The 18,178-nt window shown below is 61.9% G+C and carries 15 protein-coding genes; 2 read left to right on the plus strand and 13 right to left on the minus strand.

All coding sequences use genetic code 11. The annotated features are described in order from the left end of the window. The first annotated feature begins 88 nt into the window (after positions 1 to 88). Complete coding sequence (locus ACYVM5_RS20860) at positions 89 to 1,825, plus strand: phospho-sugar mutase (protein WP_460620014.1); 1,737 nt, start codon at positions 89 to 91, stop codon at positions 1,823 to 1,825. Between the two features lie 214 nt (positions 1,826 to 2,039). On the opposite strand, the gene ACYVM5_RS20865 is transcribed toward ACYVM5_RS20860, so the two are convergent. The 11 genes from ACYVM5_RS20865 to ACYVM5_RS20915 all read right to left on the minus strand — a co-directional run bounded on the left by ACYVM5_RS20865 (position 2,040) and on the right by ACYVM5_RS20915 (position 16,542). Continuing rightward, positions 2,040 to 2,873: a DUF4249 domain-containing protein gene (locus tag ACYVM5_RS20865; RefSeq protein ID WP_460620015.1), complete on the minus strand. Its 834-nt coding sequence runs from the start codon at positions 2,871 to 2,873 to the stop codon at positions 2,040 to 2,042. 96 nt (positions 2,874 to 2,969) lie between these two features. Next, positions 2,970 to 5,366, minus strand: coding sequence for a TonB-dependent receptor (locus ACYVM5_RS20870; protein ID WP_460620016.1), 2,397 nt, complete (start codon positions 5,364 to 5,366; stop codon positions 2,970 to 2,972). Positions 5,367 to 5,465: 99 nt separating this feature from the next. After that, complete coding sequence (locus ACYVM5_RS20875; RefSeq protein WP_460620017.1) at positions 5,466 to 7,559, minus strand: hypothetical protein; 2,094 nt, start codon at positions 7,557 to 7,559, stop codon at positions 5,466 to 5,468. Positions 7,560 to 7,714: 155 nt separating this feature from the next. Continuing rightward, on the minus strand, positions 7,715 to 9,397 hold the full coding sequence (locus tag ACYVM5_RS20880) for an ABC1 kinase family protein (RefSeq protein ID WP_460620018.1): 1,683 nt from the start codon (positions 9,395 to 9,397) through the stop codon (positions 7,715 to 7,717). 149 nt (positions 9,398 to 9,546) lie between these two features. Beyond that, positions 9,547 to 10,188, minus strand: a complete 642-nt coding sequence (locus tag ACYVM5_RS20885; protein WP_460620019.1) for a phasin family protein — start codon at positions 10,186 to 10,188, stop codon at positions 9,547 to 9,549. Between the two features lie 248 nt (positions 10,189 to 10,436). Continuing rightward, positions 10,437 to 11,411 carry an alpha/beta hydrolase gene (locus ACYVM5_RS20890; RefSeq protein WP_460620020.1) on the minus strand — a complete coding sequence of 325 codons (975 nt, stop codon included), beginning with the start codon at positions 11,409 to 11,411 and terminating at the stop codon, positions 10,437 to 10,439. Positions 11,412 to 11,477: 66 nt separating this feature from the next. Beyond that, positions 11,478 to 12,665, minus strand: a complete 1,188-nt coding sequence (locus ACYVM5_RS20895) for a lysophospholipid acyltransferase family protein (RefSeq protein ID WP_460620021.1) — start codon at positions 12,663 to 12,665, stop codon at positions 11,478 to 11,480. A 132-nt stretch (positions 12,666 to 12,797) separates the two neighbouring features. Beyond that, positions 12,798 to 13,466: a YggS family pyridoxal phosphate enzyme gene (locus ACYVM5_RS20900; protein WP_460620022.1), complete on the minus strand. Its 669-nt coding sequence runs from the start codon at positions 13,464 to 13,466 to the stop codon at positions 12,798 to 12,800. Positions 13,467 to 13,607: 141 nt separating this feature from the next. After that, the gene (locus tag ACYVM5_RS20905; protein ID WP_460620023.1) at positions 13,608 to 14,630 is read right to left on the minus strand and encodes a vWA domain-containing protein; all 1,023 of its coding nucleotides are present in this window, start codon (positions 14,628 to 14,630) and stop codon (positions 13,608 to 13,610) included. Between the two features lie 81 nt (positions 14,631 to 14,711). Further along, positions 14,712 to 15,563: a hypothetical protein gene (locus ACYVM5_RS20910; RefSeq protein WP_460620024.1), complete on the minus strand. Its 852-nt coding sequence runs from the start codon at positions 15,561 to 15,563 to the stop codon at positions 14,712 to 14,714. A 76-nt stretch (positions 15,564 to 15,639) separates the two neighbouring features. Next, positions 15,640 to 16,542, minus strand: coding sequence for a DUF58 domain-containing protein (locus tag ACYVM5_RS20915; protein WP_460620025.1), 903 nt, complete (start codon positions 16,540 to 16,542; stop codon positions 15,640 to 15,642). A gap of 36 nt (positions 16,543 to 16,578) precedes the next feature. Here ACYVM5_RS20915 and ACYVM5_RS20920 point away from each other — a divergent pair, with 36 nt between their 5' ends. Next, the gene (locus ACYVM5_RS20920) at positions 16,579 to 16,998 is read left to right on the plus strand and encodes a DUF4296 domain-containing protein (RefSeq protein WP_460620026.1); all 420 of its coding nucleotides are present in this window, start codon (positions 16,579 to 16,581) and stop codon (positions 16,996 to 16,998) included. Here ACYVM5_RS20920 and ACYVM5_RS20925 read toward each other — a convergent pair. Together ACYVM5_RS20925 and ACYVM5_RS20930 are read right to left on the minus strand one after the other, a co-directional pair. Continuing rightward, a complete protein-coding gene (locus tag ACYVM5_RS20925) occupies positions 16,995 to 17,354 on the minus strand; it encodes a tRNA-binding protein (protein WP_460620027.1) in 360 nt (119 codons plus the stop codon). The genes ACYVM5_RS20920 and ACYVM5_RS20925 overlap by 4 nt on opposite strands. A gap of 160 nt (positions 17,355 to 17,514) precedes the next feature. Beyond that, positions 17,515 to 18,093, minus strand: coding sequence for a DUF922 domain-containing protein (locus ACYVM5_RS20930; protein WP_460620028.1), 579 nt, complete (start codon positions 18,091 to 18,093; stop codon positions 17,515 to 17,517). Positions 18,094 to 18,178: the final 85 nt, after the last annotated feature.

Genomic DNA, 18,178 nt, shown 5'->3' on the forward strand with positions numbered 1-18,178 from the left:
GTCGTCCGCGCCGCTTTGCCGGCCGTTCAACGACGAGACGCAAATATGCGTCTCTACATTTACCGCCAAACCTCCTTAATTCCCTCCCATGCCGCTCACCCCCGAAATCCAGCACACCATCAGCACCTGGCTCACGCCCGAGTATGACGCCCAAACCCAGCAGGCCATCCGCGACATGCAGGCTGCCGGCCAGGACGACGCCCTCACCGACGCCTTCTACCGCAGCCTGGAGTTTGGCACCGGCGGCCTGCGTGGCATCATGGGGCCGGGCTCGAACCGGATGAACCGCTACACGCTGGGCATGGCCACGCAGGGCCTGTGCAACTACCTGTTGCAGAGCTTTCCGGGGCAGGAAATTAAAGTTGCCATCGCGCACGACAGCCGGAACAACAGCACCGAATTTGCCGAAATAGCGGCCGGCATTTTTTCGGCCAATGGTATTACCGTTTACCTGTTCGACAGCCTGCGGCCCACGCCGGAATTGTCGTTTGCCATCCGCGAGCTGGGCTGCCAAAGCGGCTGTGTGATAACGGCTTCGCACAACCCGAAGGAGTACAACGGCTACAAGGTGTACTGGAATGACGGCTCGCAGGTAGTGGCCCCACACGACACCAACATCATTATCGAAGTCAACAAAATCACCAGCCCGAGCGAGGTGAAATTTGCGGCCGATAACTCGAAAATCATCCGCATCGGGGCCGATATCGACGCGCGGTATTTCGCCGCCGCCAAAAAGCTCAGCATCGACCCGGCCGCCATCCAGCGCCAGCACGATTTGAACATCGTGTACACGCCCATTCACGGCTCGGGCATCACGCTGGTGCCGGGGCTGCTGCGCGAGTTCGGCTTCACCAACGTGAACGTGGTGCAGGCCCAAGCCACGCCCGATGGCAACTTCCCCACCGTGCAGTCGCCCAACCCGGAGGAGAAAAGCGCCATGCAGCTGGCCCTCGACCAGGCCAAAGCCACCAATGCCGACATCGTGCTGGCCACCGACCCCGACGCCGACCGCGTGGGCGTAGGTGTGAAAAACGACCAGGGCGAATGGGTGCTGCTCAACGGCAACCAGACGGCCGCGATGCTCACCAACTACCTGCTTTCGGCCCGGCACCGCGCCGGCACGGCCACGCCGCAGGATTTCATCGTGTACACCATCGTGACCAGCGAAATCCTCGGCGATATTGCCCGCGAATACAACGTGAAGAGCTACCGCACCCTCACCGGCTTCAAGTACATCGCCGGCCTTATCCGCGACCTCGAAGGGCAGGAGAAATACATCGGCGGCGGCGAGGAAAGCTACGGCTTCCTCATCGGCGATTTTGTGCGCGATAAGGACGCCATCTCGGCCTGCGCGCTGGTGGCCGAAATGGCTGCCGTGGCCAAGGACCAGGGCCGCACCCTCTACCAGGAAATGGTGGCCATGTACGCCCAGTATGGCCTCTACGTGGAGGATTTGATTTCGCTCACCAAAAAAGGCCAGCGCGGCGCCGAGGAAATCCAGGAGATGATGGCCAGCCTGCGCGCCAACCCGCCCACCAGCATTGCCGGCCTGAAAGTGGTGGAAATCCGCGACTACAAAACCGGCAAAATCCACGACCTGGCTACCGGGCTCAGCACCGACACCGGCGTGGAAAGCTCCAACGTGCTCCAGTTCCTCACCGAAGACGGCAGCAAAATATCGGCCCGCCCCAGCGGCACCGAGCCCAAAATCAAGTTCTATTTCAGCGTGAAGCAGCCCCTGAAATCAGCCGTGGACTATGACCTGGCCAACCGCCTGGGCCACGAGAAAATCAAGGCGATAATTGCCGACATGAAGCTGGCGTAAGCATCATCGATTGCATAAAAAAGGCCGTCATGCTGAGCATGACGGCCTTTTTTATGCAATTAGAACAGTTTTCATACTGACGTATGGATGTAGAGACGCAATATTTTGCGTCTTGTCGTTGCTGAGGTTGTTATGCCTGCGCAAATTTGAGCAGTTCCGGCCGTTCAACGACGAGACGCAAAATATTGCGTCTCTACATCCGTATAGCCCAATCCTACAGCGCCGGCACCAAGATGGTGCGCCGCCGCACCGAGTGCGCACTAAAATACCCCAGCACGTCACTCGTAAAATTTGACTTAGGATTAGCTGGCGAGGCGGTAGCCATGCCGCCGCCCTGCAAGGTCAGGTTGAGGGTGCGGAAGTATTCGTACACGTCAGCGTCCACGTTCTGCATTTCTACGCGCAGGCTGTCGCCGGCCACAAGCTTGTCGGCATCGGTGTTTCCACCGCCGCCGCCACCGCCCGTGCCCAGGCCGCGCACGTTGGCTTTGCCGTCGGTGAATTCGTCATTTTGCAGGTAGATGTTCTTGTTCAGACGGCCGTTGCGGTACTGCCGGAACAGGTAATAATTGCGCGTACCGGCCGGGTCCAGATAGTCCGGTAATGCCTGAATATTGGTACCAATGGGCGCTTTCTGTGCCCGCAGGCCCGCCAGCGGCACTACCGGCGAGGGCAGCGTCGATACAGCTACGTAGGCCTGCCCTTCAACCTCCACGCGCAGGGTATAGCGCCGCCCCGGCTGGCCCAGAACAGTGCGGCCCCGGTACTGGCCGGGCGTGCTGGTTTCGGCCAGGGTTTCGAGGCCGCCAGCATCGTCGCTCAGCGTGACTTTGGCCCCGCTCACGGCCGGGAAGGTATTGGTTTCGGTGTAGCTTACGCTGCGGCCCAGCAGCACGGTGCAGGGCTGCCCGTCATCGGCCAGGTTGCCTTCGATGCTCAGGCGTGGGGCGCTTTCCTTGAGGTCGAGGGTGATGACCTTCTGGCAGGACGCGGCGAGCAGCACGGTGGCGGCAGCGGCGAGGAGGCGGAAGGTGAAACGAATTTGCATGGGGAGATGATGTAGCGTGGACTCTGCGAGTCCGCGTGTTGTCGAGACGTTTGGGTTCTCGCCCAGGCGCGGACTCGCAGAGTCCACGCTACAGTGCTAGAAGTTGAAATTGTACGTGGCCGATGGCACCATGCGGAACAGCGCAGTTTGCAGGGCCTGCGTGCGGCTGGGGTCGTCGGGGTTGGTCTGGAAGGTGATGCTGTATGGGTTTTCGCGGCCCAGCACGTTGTAGATGGAGAAGTTCCAGCTGTGGTGGAAGCGGCGGCCTTCCTTTTGGGGTTTGTCGAGGGTGGCGCCCACGTCGAGGCGACGGTAGCCGGGCAGGCGGTCGGCGTTGCGCTGGCCGTAGAGGCTCACCACCTGGCCAGCCACGTAGTATTTGCCCACGGGGTAGGTCACGGCGTTGCCGGTGCTGGCCACGAAGGTGCTCGACAGGCTCCAGTTGGGCGAGAGCTGGTACACACCCACCACCGAGAGGTCGTTGGGCCGGTCCTGCCGGGCGTTGAACCAGCTGCCGCTGTTGATGTCGGTGAACTGCCGCTCCGATTTGCTGAGCGTGTAGCCCACCCAGCCGGTGAGGCGGCCAGTTTCCTTTTTCAGCAGAAACTCGACGCCGTAGGCGCGGCCCTTGCCGTAGAGCAGCGTGCTTTCTACGTCCTGGTTGCCGCGCAGCTGGGTGCCGTCGCGGTAGTCAATCTGGTTTTGCAGCCACTTGTAGTACACTTCGGCCGAGAAAGAGTAGCCTTGATTGGCCCCCAACTTGCGGAAATAGCCGCCCGAGAGCTGGTCGGCCATTTCGGGCTTCACGTTGTTGGTGGTAGGCACGTACAAATCGGTGGGCGACGACGCGGCCGAGTTGCTCAGCAGGTGCAGGTTCTGCACGTTGCGGGCGTAGCCGGCTTTCAGGGCGGTGTTATCCGACAGCTGGTAGCTCACCGCGAGGCGCGGCTCCAGGTTCACGTAGGTTTTGATGACTTGGCCGGATGAATAACTCTGGCTGCTGAGCACGGTGCCGGCCAGGTTGTAGCTGGAATACGTGCCCGCGCCCAACAGGCTGAACGACGACAGCCGCAGGCCCGTCGTGAAATCCAGCTTGTCTGTGGCCGCCCACTCGTGCGAAACGTAGGCCGCTGATTCGAGCGAGTAGTTGGTTTTGTCGGCCGTCGAATTCACCGGCCCATCCGAAGCAGCCGTAACGTGGCCGGGCGTGATGGTGTGGTAAATAACGTTGGCCCCGAAGCGCAGCGTCTGCTTCGAGCTGGGCGTAAACTCGAAATCCTGCTTCAGGTTCCAGTCCTTAATCTTGGAATCGATGCTGAAATCGGAGTCGTTGGCCCGGATTTTTATCTGGTAATCGTACTTGCTGTAGATGAGCGAGGTGTTCGAGAACAGCCGGTCGGTGAACAGGTGGTTGAAGCGGAGCGTGGCCGTCTGGTTGCCGTAGTTGTTCTCGAAAGTGTTGATGCCCAGCACATCACGCCCCAGATAGCCCGAGAAGTAAATGCGATTGCGGGCATCGAGGGTGTAGTTGGCCTTGGCGTTGAAATCGTAGAAATAGAGGCGGGCGCTTTTGGTGGTTTCGTTGTTCGACAGCTTCAGGAAAATGTCGGCGTAGGTACGCCGGCCCGTCACCAGGAAGGAGCCTTTGTCCTTCACAATGGGTCCTTCCAAGGCCAGGCGCGAGGCAATGAGGCCCAGGCCGCCGCTGCCGTGCAGCTGCTGGTTGTTGCCGTCATTCATTTTGATATCGACCACCGACGACAGCCGCCCGCCGTACTGCGCCGGCATACCGCCCTTGTACACCGTCAGGTCCTTGATAGCGTCGGAGTTGAACGTCGAGAAGAAGCCCAGCAAGTGCGAGGCGTTGTACACAGGCGCTTCGTCGAGCAGAATCAGGTTCTGGTCCACGTTGCCGCCGCGCACCGAGAAGCCGCTGCTGCCCTCCCCCGCCGTTTTAATGCCCGGCAGCAAAGTCAGCGTTTTGATAACGTCTTTCTCGCCAAACAGCACCGGCACCTTGGCTATCTGCTTCATATCCAGCGTTTCCACGCCAGATTGGGCTTTGCTGATGTTGGCCTGGCTGCTGCGGCCGGTCACCACCACTTCGTTCAGTTCCTGCCCGCCACCGGCCAGCTTGAAATCGAGCCGCTGGCTTTTGTCGAGTGTCACCTTACGCGGCTGGGCGGCATAGCCCACAAAGCTGGCCTCCACCGTGTAAGTGCCCGCCGGCAGCGTGAGGGTGTAAAAACCGTAGGCATTGGCGGCGGTGCCCGTCCCCGACAGCTCCACAATGCGAATGGAAGCGCCGGTCAAATCCTCGCCGGTTTTGGCATCCTTAATCGTGCCGCTGATGGTGACGCGGCCCTGCGCCTGGGCCATGTGCGGCAGTACACCCGCCACCAGCAGCCCGGTGGCCAGCACGCGCCAGCGCCCAGCGCCCAGGGTTTTAGTCAGACAAAAAATAGACAACGCAGCAGCACGGGGTGATTTCATATCCCAAAACTACCGCCGAACCACGCCTACCCTTCTGCTTTTTCTGCCAATGACCGGAAAAGCCGGTTCACTGCCACCACCGCGCCCGCGCTGCCAACGCTACAGCCGCACCCCGATGCCCGGCCCCAGCATGTAGAACCAGCGGCTGGTGCCCAGCAGAAATCCGCCGCCCAGGTAGAGCGGGAAGGTGAATTTGGCCTCACGACGCGTGGGATAGACGGAGCCGAGAATAACCACGCCGAGGTCGCGGTTGGTGCTGCTGCTGCCGAGGTTGAAAGCGTTGAGCGCCACGAAGCCGGCCCCGATTTTATAGGGGCGCAGGCGGTTGATTTTGTTGGGACTATAGAAGCTGAACTGCGCCAGCGTAGCCAGCGAGATGCCGCCCAAATCGCCGAAACCGGAGTCGCCCTGCTTGCGGGTGAGCAGGCCGGCCGGAAAGCTCACGTCGATGTCGAATTTGTAGCGGCGCTTCAGCACCAGCTCCACGGTTTGGGTGTAGCCGGTTTCACCGTATTGGCTGGATACGTGCTTGACCGTGACGACAATGCGGCTCCACTCGTCGAGGTCGTAGGTTTTGCGGCCTAGCAGAGGGTTGAGGCTGAGCGGGTCGGTGCGACACTGCTTGTCCTGGTAGAAGGTGGCGCGGGGCGAATTATCGCCGGGACATACCAGCAGGCTTTCCACGTTGCGCAGCTCAATGAGCTCGCCCTTGCTGTTGAGGGTGCGGATTTCAAACGTCAGGTACTGCTTGCCGAACAGCAAATCGGGCGTATCGATGGCGTTGGGGTTGAACTGAAACACCACGTCGCGGATGGTGCCATCGTAGAGCACCGGGCCGTTGAGGCGGGTGATGGGCCGGGCCGCGTCGCCGTAGGCCACCGAAATAAAATCGAGCGGGTGCGGGCGTTGAAATTCCTTGATGTTGAGGGTATAGCCAGTGGCCTGGCCCGCGTTGTAGATGGTGCTTTTTCGTCGGTCGTAACTCACCGGCACCCGCACGCGGTACACCAGCCGGGCATCGGTCCGTACCGATGAATCAGACGGAATCACCGGCAAATCCTCGAACGAGATGCGGGCTTTTTGCAGGCCCTCGCCTTCGAGGCGCACGTCCACGGTTTCGCCGGGGCTCACGCTCAGGCCGGAAGTCCACTCGCCGCCGCGGTGCAGCACCTGCACGTTCCGAATCACGGTTTGGGGCGTGATGTCGAGGTTGGTGAGGTAGCGGGCGACATCGTTTTCCTTGATGTAGAGGTAGCCTTCGGTCTGGCGGTGGGTGTTGTAGGGGCGCAGGTAGCACAGCACCCGGTCGTTGCTGAGGAACTGGCGGGTGAAAATTTCGGCGATGAGCGTGCCGCCGGGCTCCTCCTGGTCCTCAACCCGGTAAGTGCGATGCAATTCAAAGCTGCGGCCGTTGTCCAGAATCAGTTCGGTGCCTTTGCGGCGGCTCACGTCGTCCAGGGTCACGCTGCGCTTGTCGGGCGAAAGGAAGCGCAGGCGGCTGGCTTTCACGTTGAATTCCTGCTTGAGCACCGGGAGCTGATAGCTGATGCGGTTGCCGGCCAGCAGGATGGGGCGCTCGGTTTGGAGCTTCACGGCCAGCGTGCGCGGGCCCAGTTGGTTGGGCAGCACGTGCAGGCGCAGTGTGCCGTTGGCCTCGGCCACCAGGCGGTAGTCGAACTCCGTGCCACGCACCCACTCGCCCGTGGCGTGCACATTGCGGGCATTCGAGCTGGTTAGCTCAAACACCTTTTCTTCGCCTACAAACAATTCATTATCAGCCACGCGCAGCGCCAGCGTGGTGCGCACCAGCGGCAGCAGCGGCACCACCTCACGGCGCGGCTCACGCCCGGCCGAGTCAGCGGCCTGCTCCACCACCAGACGCAGGAAGCGGCTACTGGTCAGGTTCTGGAACTTGAGGCGGGTGCGGAAGCCGCCGTCGTCCTCCTTGGTCAGCGAGTCGAGCTGCTGAAAATCGGGGTTGCGGCGCAGGCGCAGGGGCTTGGCATTGGCCGGGTAGAGGCGCAGCTCCACGGTTTCATCGTCGCGCCGGTACCAGAAATACAGCGCCGACACGCCCTGCACCGCCACGGTATTCCGGCTCAGCAGGTAGGTGGCGGTATCGGTCTGCAGGCTGGCTTCGCGCAGAATGGGCGGGCCGGCCGGGGCCGTCTGGGCAACGGAAATTCGCGGCATCGCTCCCCATAAAATCCCAAAAACAGCAAACGTAACGCGGACGACGAAGGAAGCAGACATTGCAGCAGGTGGGCCGAAATACAACCGCACGGCTGCAAAGGTCGGGCCGCGTAAGGCCCGGAGCCAAACCATTTGTCCAAATTCAGCGGTTGCGCTTACTTCTCGCGTCGGCGGGTGCCCAGCAGCAGCAGTATCAGCAGCAGGAAGCCGGTGGCCCCCAGGCTCCACCAGGTTATTTCGGGCACGCCGCGGTGGTAGGGCATGTCGGGCGAGTAGCGGCCCATGAGCGTCAGGCCCGAAAATAGCAGCCCGCCCACGCCCAGCAGTGCCAGAATGGTGCGGCTCACCAGCTGGTCGGCCTTGCGCAGTAGGGTCGTGTAGCCCACCAGCTCAAACTTCAGCCGCAGCTCGCCTTTGCTGATTTTGCGCACAATCTGGCGCACATCGGCAGGCAGGGTCTGCAGCAGCGCCAGCAGTTGCGTACCGGTGTATTCGGCCTCGGTGAGCAGGTTTTCGCGCGAGTATTGCTCGCGGATAATCTTAGCTCCGTAGGGTGCCACGAACTCGAAGGTGTTGAAGTTGGGGTGCAAGACTTTACCGATACCCTCCAGAATCACCAGCGCCCGCAGGATGAGGAACACCGCGCCCGGCACCTGCAATTTATAGGTGTAAATGATGTTCTGGAGCGCGTCGGCCAGGTCGCTCATGCTCATCTCCTTCACGTCGAGCATGGCAAAATCCTCAATCAGCTGACTCAGGTCCGACTCGAAGGCCCGCATATCCGGGATTTCGGCCGTGAGAGCCAGCCGCCGGAAGTTCAGCGCCATACTGCGCGCATCCTGCCGCGCCATGCCGATGAACACGCCCGCAAACGCGTATTTCTGCTGCTTGGTGAGGCGGCCCACCATGCCGAAATCGATGAGGACCACCGTGCCATCAGGGCGCACCAGCACGTTGCCGGGGTGCGGGTCGGCGTGGAAAATCCCGAACTCAAAAATCTGGGTCAGGTAGATATCCATGCCGTTTTCGGCCACGTCGGCGGGGCTCAGGCCCCACGCCTGCAGCTGCGCCTTGTCGGTAATCTTGCAGCCGCTCACGAACTCAATCACCAGAATGCGCGCCGTGCTTAGCTCGCGGTAAGGCTTGGGCACGTAAAACGTGGTGTAGTTCTCGTAGAGCTTGCGAAACTGCTCCATTGAGCGAGCTTCGGCCGTATAGTCCAGCTCCTTGCTCATGCTGCGTTCGAAGGCATCCACAATGTCCTGCGGGTTGGCGAGGCCCTGCTTTTGCAGGAAGCCCGCCGTGAGGCGCACCAGTTCGTGCAGCAAAGCCAGGTCGGAGCGCACTTTTTCGCGCACGCCGGGGCGCTGCACTTTCACCACCACTTCCTCCCCTGTCAGCAGCCGCGCCCGATGTACCTGCCCGATGCTGGCCGAGCCGAGCGTTACATCATCAAACTCACTGAACACCTCCGCAATCGGCCGGCCCAGCTCTTCCTCGATAATCTGGCGGGCCACGGCCGTTTCGAAGGGCGGCACGTTGCTTTGCAGCTTCTCGAATTCGTCAATCAGTGCCTCGGGCAGCAAATCAGCCCGGTTGCTCATGGCCTGGGCCAGCTTGATGAACGTGGGCCCTAACTCCTCGATAATGAGACGCACCCGCTCCCAGCGCGTGGTTTCGAACACCTGCCGGTCGGCCCGCTGCCAGCTCAGGCGGCGCGCCTGGCTCACGAGACGGCGTAGGGGCGTGGTCGTCACCACATCCTCGAAACCATAGCGCAGCAACACCTCGGCCACCTGCCGAATGCGGGAGAGGTTGGAAATTGTATTTTTAAACATTACCCGCAGATTTACGCAGATTAATCTGATTTCGCAGATTCCGGGCGACTATCACGCCCATCAGGCCCGTTTTCAGGTCGATTTTTTTACGCTAAAAAACCCCGTTTGCCTGGAGCAAACGGGGTTTTTCTTTGGTATCAGGAGGCCGCTTAAGCGTTGCCTTCGCTACCCGCCGAAGCCGATGCAGCAGGTTTGGCGGCGGGTTTTGCGGGTGCTTTGGCAGCGGGCTTGGCAGCCGGTTTGGCTGCAGCTTTCGCGGCCGGGGCTTTGGCAGCAGGCTTAGCGGCCGTGGCGGCGGGTTTTGCGGGTGCTTTGGCAGCAGGCTTAGCCGCCGGTTTGGCAGCGGCAGCCGCCGTGGCAGCCGTAGATTTTTGAGCGGTGCTGGCAGCGGCGCTCACACGGTCGGCCACGTTTTTCACGGCACCGGCAGCGCGGCTGGCGGCCTGGTTGGCGGTGGTTTTGGCGGCACTTACCACGCTGGAAGCTTTGGCGGCGGGCTTAGCAGCAGCTTTAGCGGCAGGCTTTTTGGCGGCGGCTTTGCCTTTAGCGGGCTTGGCGTCGCCAAGGCCCACGGTGCTCTTCACGCGGTCGGCCAGGCCCTGGAACTGCTTTTCGAGCTCGGCACGCTTGGTTTCGCCGCTTTTCAGCAGCTCATCCACAATTTTCTTGCCCTCGGCCTGGGTCATTTTGTTGTCCTTCACCAGCTTATCGATGGTGCTTTGAACCGACTTGCTGCCCTGGGCGATGTAGCCGACGCCAGCATTTACGAACTTTTTAAACAAATCTTCCATGGTGCAGGAAACGGGTTGGGGTGAAAGAAAAAAGGGAACTTACTGTATTAAAGCCCATTGCCATACCAAAGTAGTATGCAAGCCGACTAAATTCGATGCAAACCTACGAACACTCGCCAACATAGTTGAGCGGTGTACGCCGGATTTCACCAAAAGTGGCCTAAAATCATCAAAAAGAGAATTTATTTTTTCGATTTCCTGAATATTCAACACCGACTGGTACCCTTCGCAACGCGTTCAGCGACAGCTTATGCGGCGCGGCGGCGCACCGGCAAGCGTCGTTCGGCCAGCGGCAGCCGCACGGTGGCGGCAATGGGCCGGGCCCACATATCCGTCAGAAAATCCGCAACCTGGTCGAGGGCCTGCCGGGCTTCGGGCACCACGCGCCAGAACAAATGCCACCAGTGTACCAGTCCCTCAAACGGTTGTAGGGTAACGGGCACGCCGGCTGCGCGGGCTTTGCGCGTGAACTTCACAACGTCGTCGTACAGCACTTCGGCCGTGGAAATCTGGATGAGCAGCGGCGGCAGGCCGTGCAAATCGGCTTGCGCGGGCGAGAGCAGCGGGTGCGTGAGGGGCGTTTTGTGGGCGTAGAGCGGCCCCCAGGTGCGCATTTGCAGGGCTTCGAGCAGGAGGCCTTCTTCACGGGCCACGCGGCGCAGGGCGGTGATGGGTAGGTTGAGGTCGGTCCAGGGCGAGAGGCCGATGCCGGCTGCGGGCAGGGTTTCGCCGGCATCGCGCAAGGCCAGCAACAGGGCCAGGGCGAGGCCGCCGCCGGCCGAGTCGCCGCCTACCACAATGTCGTGGGGCTGGTGGCCGTGGCGCAGCAGCCAGCGGTAGGCCCGGCGGGCATCATCGAGCGCGGCCGGAAATGGGTGGTCAGGCGCTTTGCGGTAGTTGATGGTGAGCACGTTGAGGCCCGTGCGCTGGGCCAGGCTGCCCACCAGACTGCGGTGGGTGTTCAGCGAGCCCAGCACGTAGCCGCCGCCGTGCAGGTAAAGCAGCACCCGCGTGGGGTGCGCGGTACGCGGCCGCAGCCACTCGGCTTCGAGGCGATTATCGAGCTTGAAGCTTTCCAAGTTCACCTTCCAGGGCATGAACTGGAAGAGGGAGCCGGCCTCCATAGCCAGGCGCATGGCCCCCACGCTGGGCTTGCGGCGGGCCAGCGGGGCGGCCGCCGCCGTGAGAAACTGCTTGAGCAGCAGGTGTTGGAAGGAGGGCATGCGGGTGGGATTTGGAGGGGAGGGTGTGGGGACATCAGCAGTAGGGTGCGGGGCAAGCCCTGCACCCTACTGCTGACTGCTGCGGTAAGCCTTCTGCTTTTGCCCCAGCTTATTGCCTTTGTAGCCTTTGATTGCCAGGGGAATCCAGCCTAACAACGGGATGAAATAGGCCAGGGTTATGGGGTTGCGCCAAAGCATGCGCAGCCACGCGCCGGGCTTATCGAGCTGCATGCGGAAGTTGCGTCGGCCCTCCTTCACGTAGAGGCGCTCGAACTCGGTGAACATGGCGGGCCAGGCGAAAGGCAAGAAAAACGGGAAGAAGCGCCGGTTTTCCTTGATGCGCTGCCAGAGTTCGCCCCAGCGGTAAGGTTTTTGGCCGTGGGCGGCCACGGCGGCGTCCATCTCGGCCTGCATCTGCTGGCGGATTTGCTCGCTCAGGGCCAGGTATTCTTCGCGGCTGAGCTCGTCCACGGTTTTATTGGTGAGGTCGGACGGGCGGATGCGGGTGCCCATCACGAAGACCAGCTTGGCCGGAAAAGCCAGGTAAAAGGCCCAGGGCTGCACCAACACCAGTAAAAGCAACAGCGTGAGCGGCAGAAACGGGATGCCGATTTTCTTGGTCAGGTTGTTGATGCCGTCCCAGCTATAGGCGTAGGGGTTGAGGTATTCGGCGTTGATGGTGTAAAAAGGCACGATGTCGGTGCCGTGCTGCAGGGCCAGGCGCACCATGCTGGTGGCCAGGCGCTGGAGCTGATACTTGCGGTTGAACCCTTTGCCGATGCCGGGCACGCCCTCGGGGTAGAGCATCAGGTTGTGGTCCTGGTAGTACATCATGGTTTCGAAATTCAGCGTCGTGGCATCCACGCAGCCGCATTTTTTCCAGAAGTCTTTGACCAGGTAGGGGTTCATCAGGGCCGTTTGCGAGAGCAACGGGGCCGAAAGCGGGCGCGGCAGGTCGGAGAGCGACTCGTGCCGGGGCAGGTAACGGAATAGGTGCGACAGCGCCACAATGGCATCCCAGGGGAAGGCCATGCCGGAGTGGTTGCTGGCGAAAATCAGGGGCCGGTCGGGGTTGTTGCGCTGGGGGTAGTTCTCGAAGCCCACCAGCTCGGAGCGAAACCAGACACGGTCGAGCAGCTGGAGGATGTTTTCGTCCACCGTGCGGGTGAATTCTTCCTCGAAATAGTCGTCGTAGATGTGTTGGTTGGCCACAATGGCCGGTGGAGGCGGCGAGGACGCAGTGGTGGCGGGCATAGTGGGAATTTGCGGCGGACTGGGGACGGAAGATAGAAGAATTTCCAGCGCCGCGCTTGATGGGTTGTGCGGGTGCTGTTTCCCGTAGTGGGCGCAGTGGTTTACGCAGAGGGTCGCAGCGCGCGAATGTCCCTATCCCCTACTGCCGAAAATGGCGCTGCCCACCCGCACCAGCGTGCTGCCTTCGGCCACGGCCAGTTTGTAGTCGCCGCTCATGCCCATCGAGATATCGCGGAAGTCCGGCACATCGGCGAAATACGTGACTTTGAGGTGGTCGAAGTAGCCGTGCAGCGTTTGGAATTCCTGCCGCAATTGGGCCTCATCGGGGGTGAAGGTGGCTACGCCCATCACGCCGGTGAGCCGCACGTTTTGCAGCGGCGCGAACTCGGGCGCGGTCAGGATTTCCTCGGCTTCGGCCAGCGTGAGGCCCGATTTGTTTTCTTCCTGCGCGATGTGGAATTGCAGCAGGCAGTTAATAACCCGGTTGTTGGCGGCGGCGTGCTTGTTGATTTCGCGCAGCAATTTCAGGCTGTCGATGCTCTGGATGGTGTGCACGAAGGGGGCCAGCAGCTTCACTTTGTTGGTTTGGAGCTGGCCGATGAGGTGCCATTCCACATCGGGCGGAAGCTGGGGCTGCTTGGCGGCCATTTCTTGGGGTCGGTTCTCGCCAAAGCAGCGCGCGCCGGCAGCATAAGCCTCCTGAAGCAGCTCGACGGGGTGGGTTTTGGTGACGACGCATAAGCGGGCGGCCGTGCCGGCCAGCTCGGCGTTGAGGCGGTGGATATTATCGGCGATGGACATGGGTGGGGTTATTTTTTAGACGTTGTCATCCTGAGCGCAGCGAAGGACCTTATCATGCTCGAACGGTTTGCAGTAATGCCAAACGGCACAGGCGCGATAAGGTCCTTCGCTGCGCTCAGGATGACAACACCGTCCGAATTTTTAGTCTTCCAGCGGGTTGCTCAGGAACGTGTTTTTCAGCACCAGCCACAGCAGCCAGAGTCCGATGCTGAGCCACAAGTATGGCCGGTAAAAATCCTTGGTGTTGCGGAAGCGGAGCTGCTTGATTTCGGACTTTTCGAGCCGATTAATTTGGGCAAAAACCTCGCGCAGCGCGCCCGTGTTGGTGGCGCGGAAGAAGCGGCCATCGGCGGCGGCGGCGAGCTGGCGCATGGTGGTTTCGTCGAGGCGGGTGTTTACGTAACGGGTGCGGCCCAGGGAATCCTGGCCGTAGGGCACGAAACCGTCTTTGCCCAGCCCGATGGTGTAGATGCGGATGCCAAAGGCGTGAGCCAGCTGCGCGGCCAGCAGCGGGTCGAGGCTGCCGGCGTTGTTCTCGCCATCGGAGAGCAGGATGCAGACGCGCGACTTGGCCGTGGACTCACGCAGGCGGTTGGTGGCCACGCCCAGGGCCGTGCCAATGGCCGTGCCGTCCTCCTTTATCATGCCCACGTGCAGGCCGGCGAGGTCTTCGCGCAGCAGGTCGTAGTCGGTGGTGAGGGGGGCCAGCGAGTAGGCTTCGCCGGCAAAGGCTACCAGGGCCAGCCGGTCGCCCACGCGGGAGCTCAGGAAATCGGTGGCAATGCGCTTAGCGGCTTCGAGGCGGTTGGGGCGCAGGTCCTGGATTTCCATTGAGCCCGATACGTCGAGGGCCAGCACCAGGTCGATGCCCCGGCCGGACTGCTCCACGCGCTCATCGGTGCGCTGCGGGCGGGCTAGGGCCACAATGGCAAAGCTCAGGGCCAGGCCCAGCACCACATCGGGCACGAAGCGCAGAGCGGCCGACCAGTCGCGCCGCACGGGGCCGGGCGCGAAGGCCACTGCCACCTGCGCCCGCCGCCGCGCCAGCACCCAGCGCAGCCCAAACAGCAGCGGCACGGCCGCAATGAGCAGCAGCAAACGCGGCTGCTGCCACTGGTAGCCAGCCAGCGTGGTGTAGCGAAGAAGGTTAAAAAAGTCGTTCAAGCGGGGGCGAATGTAGCGCGGACTTTTAGTCCGCGCCCGGGATTCAGCAGAATGGTTGGACTCGCGGACTAAAAGTCCGCGCTACTCCGTCACCGACGCGTAGCGCCGCTCGGCGAAACCACGCAGGCGCTGGAAGGCGCGGTCGACTTCGGCGGCTTCCTCGGTTTGCACGTTGCCGTAAATCACCTTGTCGGTTGCGTTCAGCGCCTTTCGCACATCGGAGTCATTCTCGAAATAGGCCACGATTTCGCGAGTGGTGAAGGAGTTTAGGCCGCTGTTTTCCAAGCCGGCGAGGTAGTTTTTCCAGAGTACCACGGCCCGCTCCACGTTGGTGGCCGAGCGCGAAAGCTCGAACCGCTCGACGTGCCGCGCAAATTGCGCCAGGAAATAGCCGTGGTTTTTGCGCCGCTTGTAGGCCGCGTAGCGCTGCACCAGCCGCCGCCGAAACAGCGCCGCGCCGCCCGCCAGCAGCAGCAGCACCGCCAGCGCCCCGGCCAACCAGTACGGGTAGTTGAAAATGGGCTCGACGGGCACCAGTACCAGGTTTTGGCGCAGGACGGGCAATTGGGCGGCCCCGCGCTGCGGGGCGGCCGTGCGCAGCAGGCGCACGCGGGCGGGCAGCGGCAGCACGCTCAGCGTGTCGGGGCCTTGCAGCACGGCCACGGGCAGGGCCAGGGTCTGCACCGAATCGAGCCGGAAGGTGCGCAGGTGGTACACGGCGCGGTCGAGGCTGATGCCGCGCCGGGTGCGGGTGGGGTAAAAGGTCTTGCCCGCATACTCAAATGGCGCAAACTTGGCCAGCGAATCGGGGAACACCACCTCCAAATCGGGTGCGTGCTCGTAGCGCAGCTCGTAGTCGAGCGGCTCGCCCACCAGCACGGTTTGCTTCAGAAAGCGGCCCTGCGGAATGGGCGGCGGAGTGGTTTGGCTCAAAGCAGTAACGCCCGGCAGCAAGCTAAAAATCAGGCTGAGCAACACACGTTTTCTTCCCTCAAAATGCCCAATCAGTTTACCCATTGCGGCCCGATTGACGACGGTGACGAAACAAATTCACGAGTTGCGGCACAAAATCGCCCTCCGTGCTCAGGGCCAGGAAGCCGGTGCGGTGGCGGCGGCAGATGTTGAGCAGCTCGGCCTCCTGGCGCTCGGCCTGGGCCTCCATGCGGGCCCGAAAATCGGGGCTGGAGGTGTTCACCCAACGCACCTGGCCGGTTTCGGCGTCGCGCAGGGGCAGGATGCCCAGGGCCGGAAACGTGCGCTCGCGCGGGGCCTGGAGCTGCACCACAATCAGGTCGTGGCGCTGGGCCAGCATGGTGAGCTCCCGCTCGTAGTTGCCGTCGATAAAATCGGACACCAGCACCACCAAACTGCGGCGCTTGAGCAGCCCCAGCGCCTGCCTAATGCCCGCCCCCACCCCCGTGCGGGCCGAAACCGGCACCAGCCCAAATAGCCGGCTGATGAGCGCATACGCCGCCCGCGGCCCCTTGCCGGGCGGCAAATACAGCTCCTTCTGGTCGGAGAAAGCAAACAAACCCAGCGCCGAACCCTGCCGGGCGGCCGACAGCGCCAGCAGCCCCGCGATGTCGCGGGCCACGTCGAGCTTGCGGCGCTGGCCGTCGCCCACGTCCAGCGAGCCGCTCACGTCCAGCAGCACCAGCACCTGCTGCTCCTTTTCTTCCTTGTAGGTTTTCACGAAGGTGCCGTGGCCCTTGCTGCTCACGTTCCAGTCGATGGCCCGCACCTCGTCGCCGTACTGGTAGAGCCGCACGTCGTCGAATTCGAGGCCCGTGCCTTTGAATACGGAGTGAAAATCGCCCTGTAGCTGGGCCTCCACCGCTTTGCGAATGCGGATTTCGAGGTGGCGCAGGCGGCGCACCAGGTCGGTGAGGGCCGAGGGCACGGAGGGGTTCATGGCGGCGAAGCTACGGCGCGGGACTAACTTTGCGGCGTGAACTCATTCCGCCGCCGCTGCCTGGGCCTGGTGCTGGCCCCCCTCCTGCTCGCTTTGCCCGCCTGCCAGCGCCCCGAAGAAGCGCCCTTGCCCGCCGATTTGGTCCCCCGGGAAAAAATGGCCCAGATGCTGGCCGACCTGCACCAGCTCGAAGCCCAGATAGAAAGCAGCCGCCTCTCGCCCGATTCGTCGCGGGCGCTGTTTCTGGCCCAGCAGAAAAACATGCTCTGGAAACACGAAGTATCCGACTCCACTTTCCAACGCAGCTACCGGTATTACGGCATTCACAACAAGGATTTGAACGAAATCTACGCCGGCGTTATCGATACACTCAACAAGCGCGAAGCCCGGCTCAACCCCGCCAAAGCCAACCAGCCCGCCGCCGACCAATGGGGGCCGCCCGCCAAAACCAACTAAACCAGCCGCTGCCCGTTGGGCACCGGCCCGCCCACGGCGGCCAGCACAATGTGCCCGTCGGCATCGGCAAAGCCCGTTACCAGCACTTCGGAGCGAAATTTCCCAATCTGCTTAGGCGGGAAGTTGACCACCGCCAACACCTGCCGGCCCACCAGCGCCTCCGGCGTGTAGTGGTGCGTGATTTGGGCGCTGGACTTCTTGAGGCCAATTTCCGGCCCGAAATCAATCAGCAATTGATACGCCGGCCGGCGCGCCTCCGGAAAAGCCCGCGCCTCCAGCACGGTACCCACGCGCAGGTCGACGCGCTCGAAATCAGCCCAGGAGATGGCGGTAGTGGGCATAGATGGAGAAGTCATGTATGGGAACTGGGAATTGGCGATAGAAAAAAAACGGTCATGCCGAGCGCAGCCAAAGCATCTCTACCGCAATACTAAATCCTGTCGATTGGATTACTGCTGCGGGAGAAATGCTTTGGCTGCGCTCGGCATGACGTTCACGTTGCGGCTAAATCCGCCCCTACTGCACCGCAAACATCTTTAGTTGCTCTAGCTTCAGCTGCGTCTGCTTTTCCCAGTAGGCCTGGCGCACGGCGTTCAGGCCGTGGCCGGTTTCTTGGTCGTAGCGGTTCTGCTCCTTGTCCCATTCGGCGTACACGGCTTTGGTCACGTTGTTGAAAGCCGGCTGGAGCTTATTGCAATCGGCTTTGGCCGCGAAGGCGGCCAGCTTTTGGCGCATGAGGCGGGCGTAGGCCTCGGTGATATCGAAGTGCAGTTGCTCGTGGCGCAGCAGGGCTTCAGAGGCCAGCTTGGGATTTTGAAACCACGAGGTATTGGGGTCGAACGTGGCCTGCACGGTGGCGCTGAACACGAAATCGCGGCAGGCGGCATTGGACTTGATATCGGCCGAAGTGAGGGCCGCCAGCCGGTCCGACGGCCCGGGGTGGCCTTGGAAGTCGGCCATCGTGAGCCGCCGCGTGGCCGACCACGGAATGGGCGGCGCAGGCGCGGGCCTGGCAGCGGGGGCTGGCTGGGGTTTCGCGGCCGGGCCTTGCAGCAGCGCGGCAGCCGTTAAGAGCGAAGTCAGAAGAGAAAGCATGGGGCAAAGTACGAAGGCGTTTAAAAGTCTGTCATCCTGAGCGCAGCGAAGGACCTTCTCACGTTGACACAATTCGTTCCAATGT

This window comes from Hymenobacter ruber, from assembly GCF_054783255.1.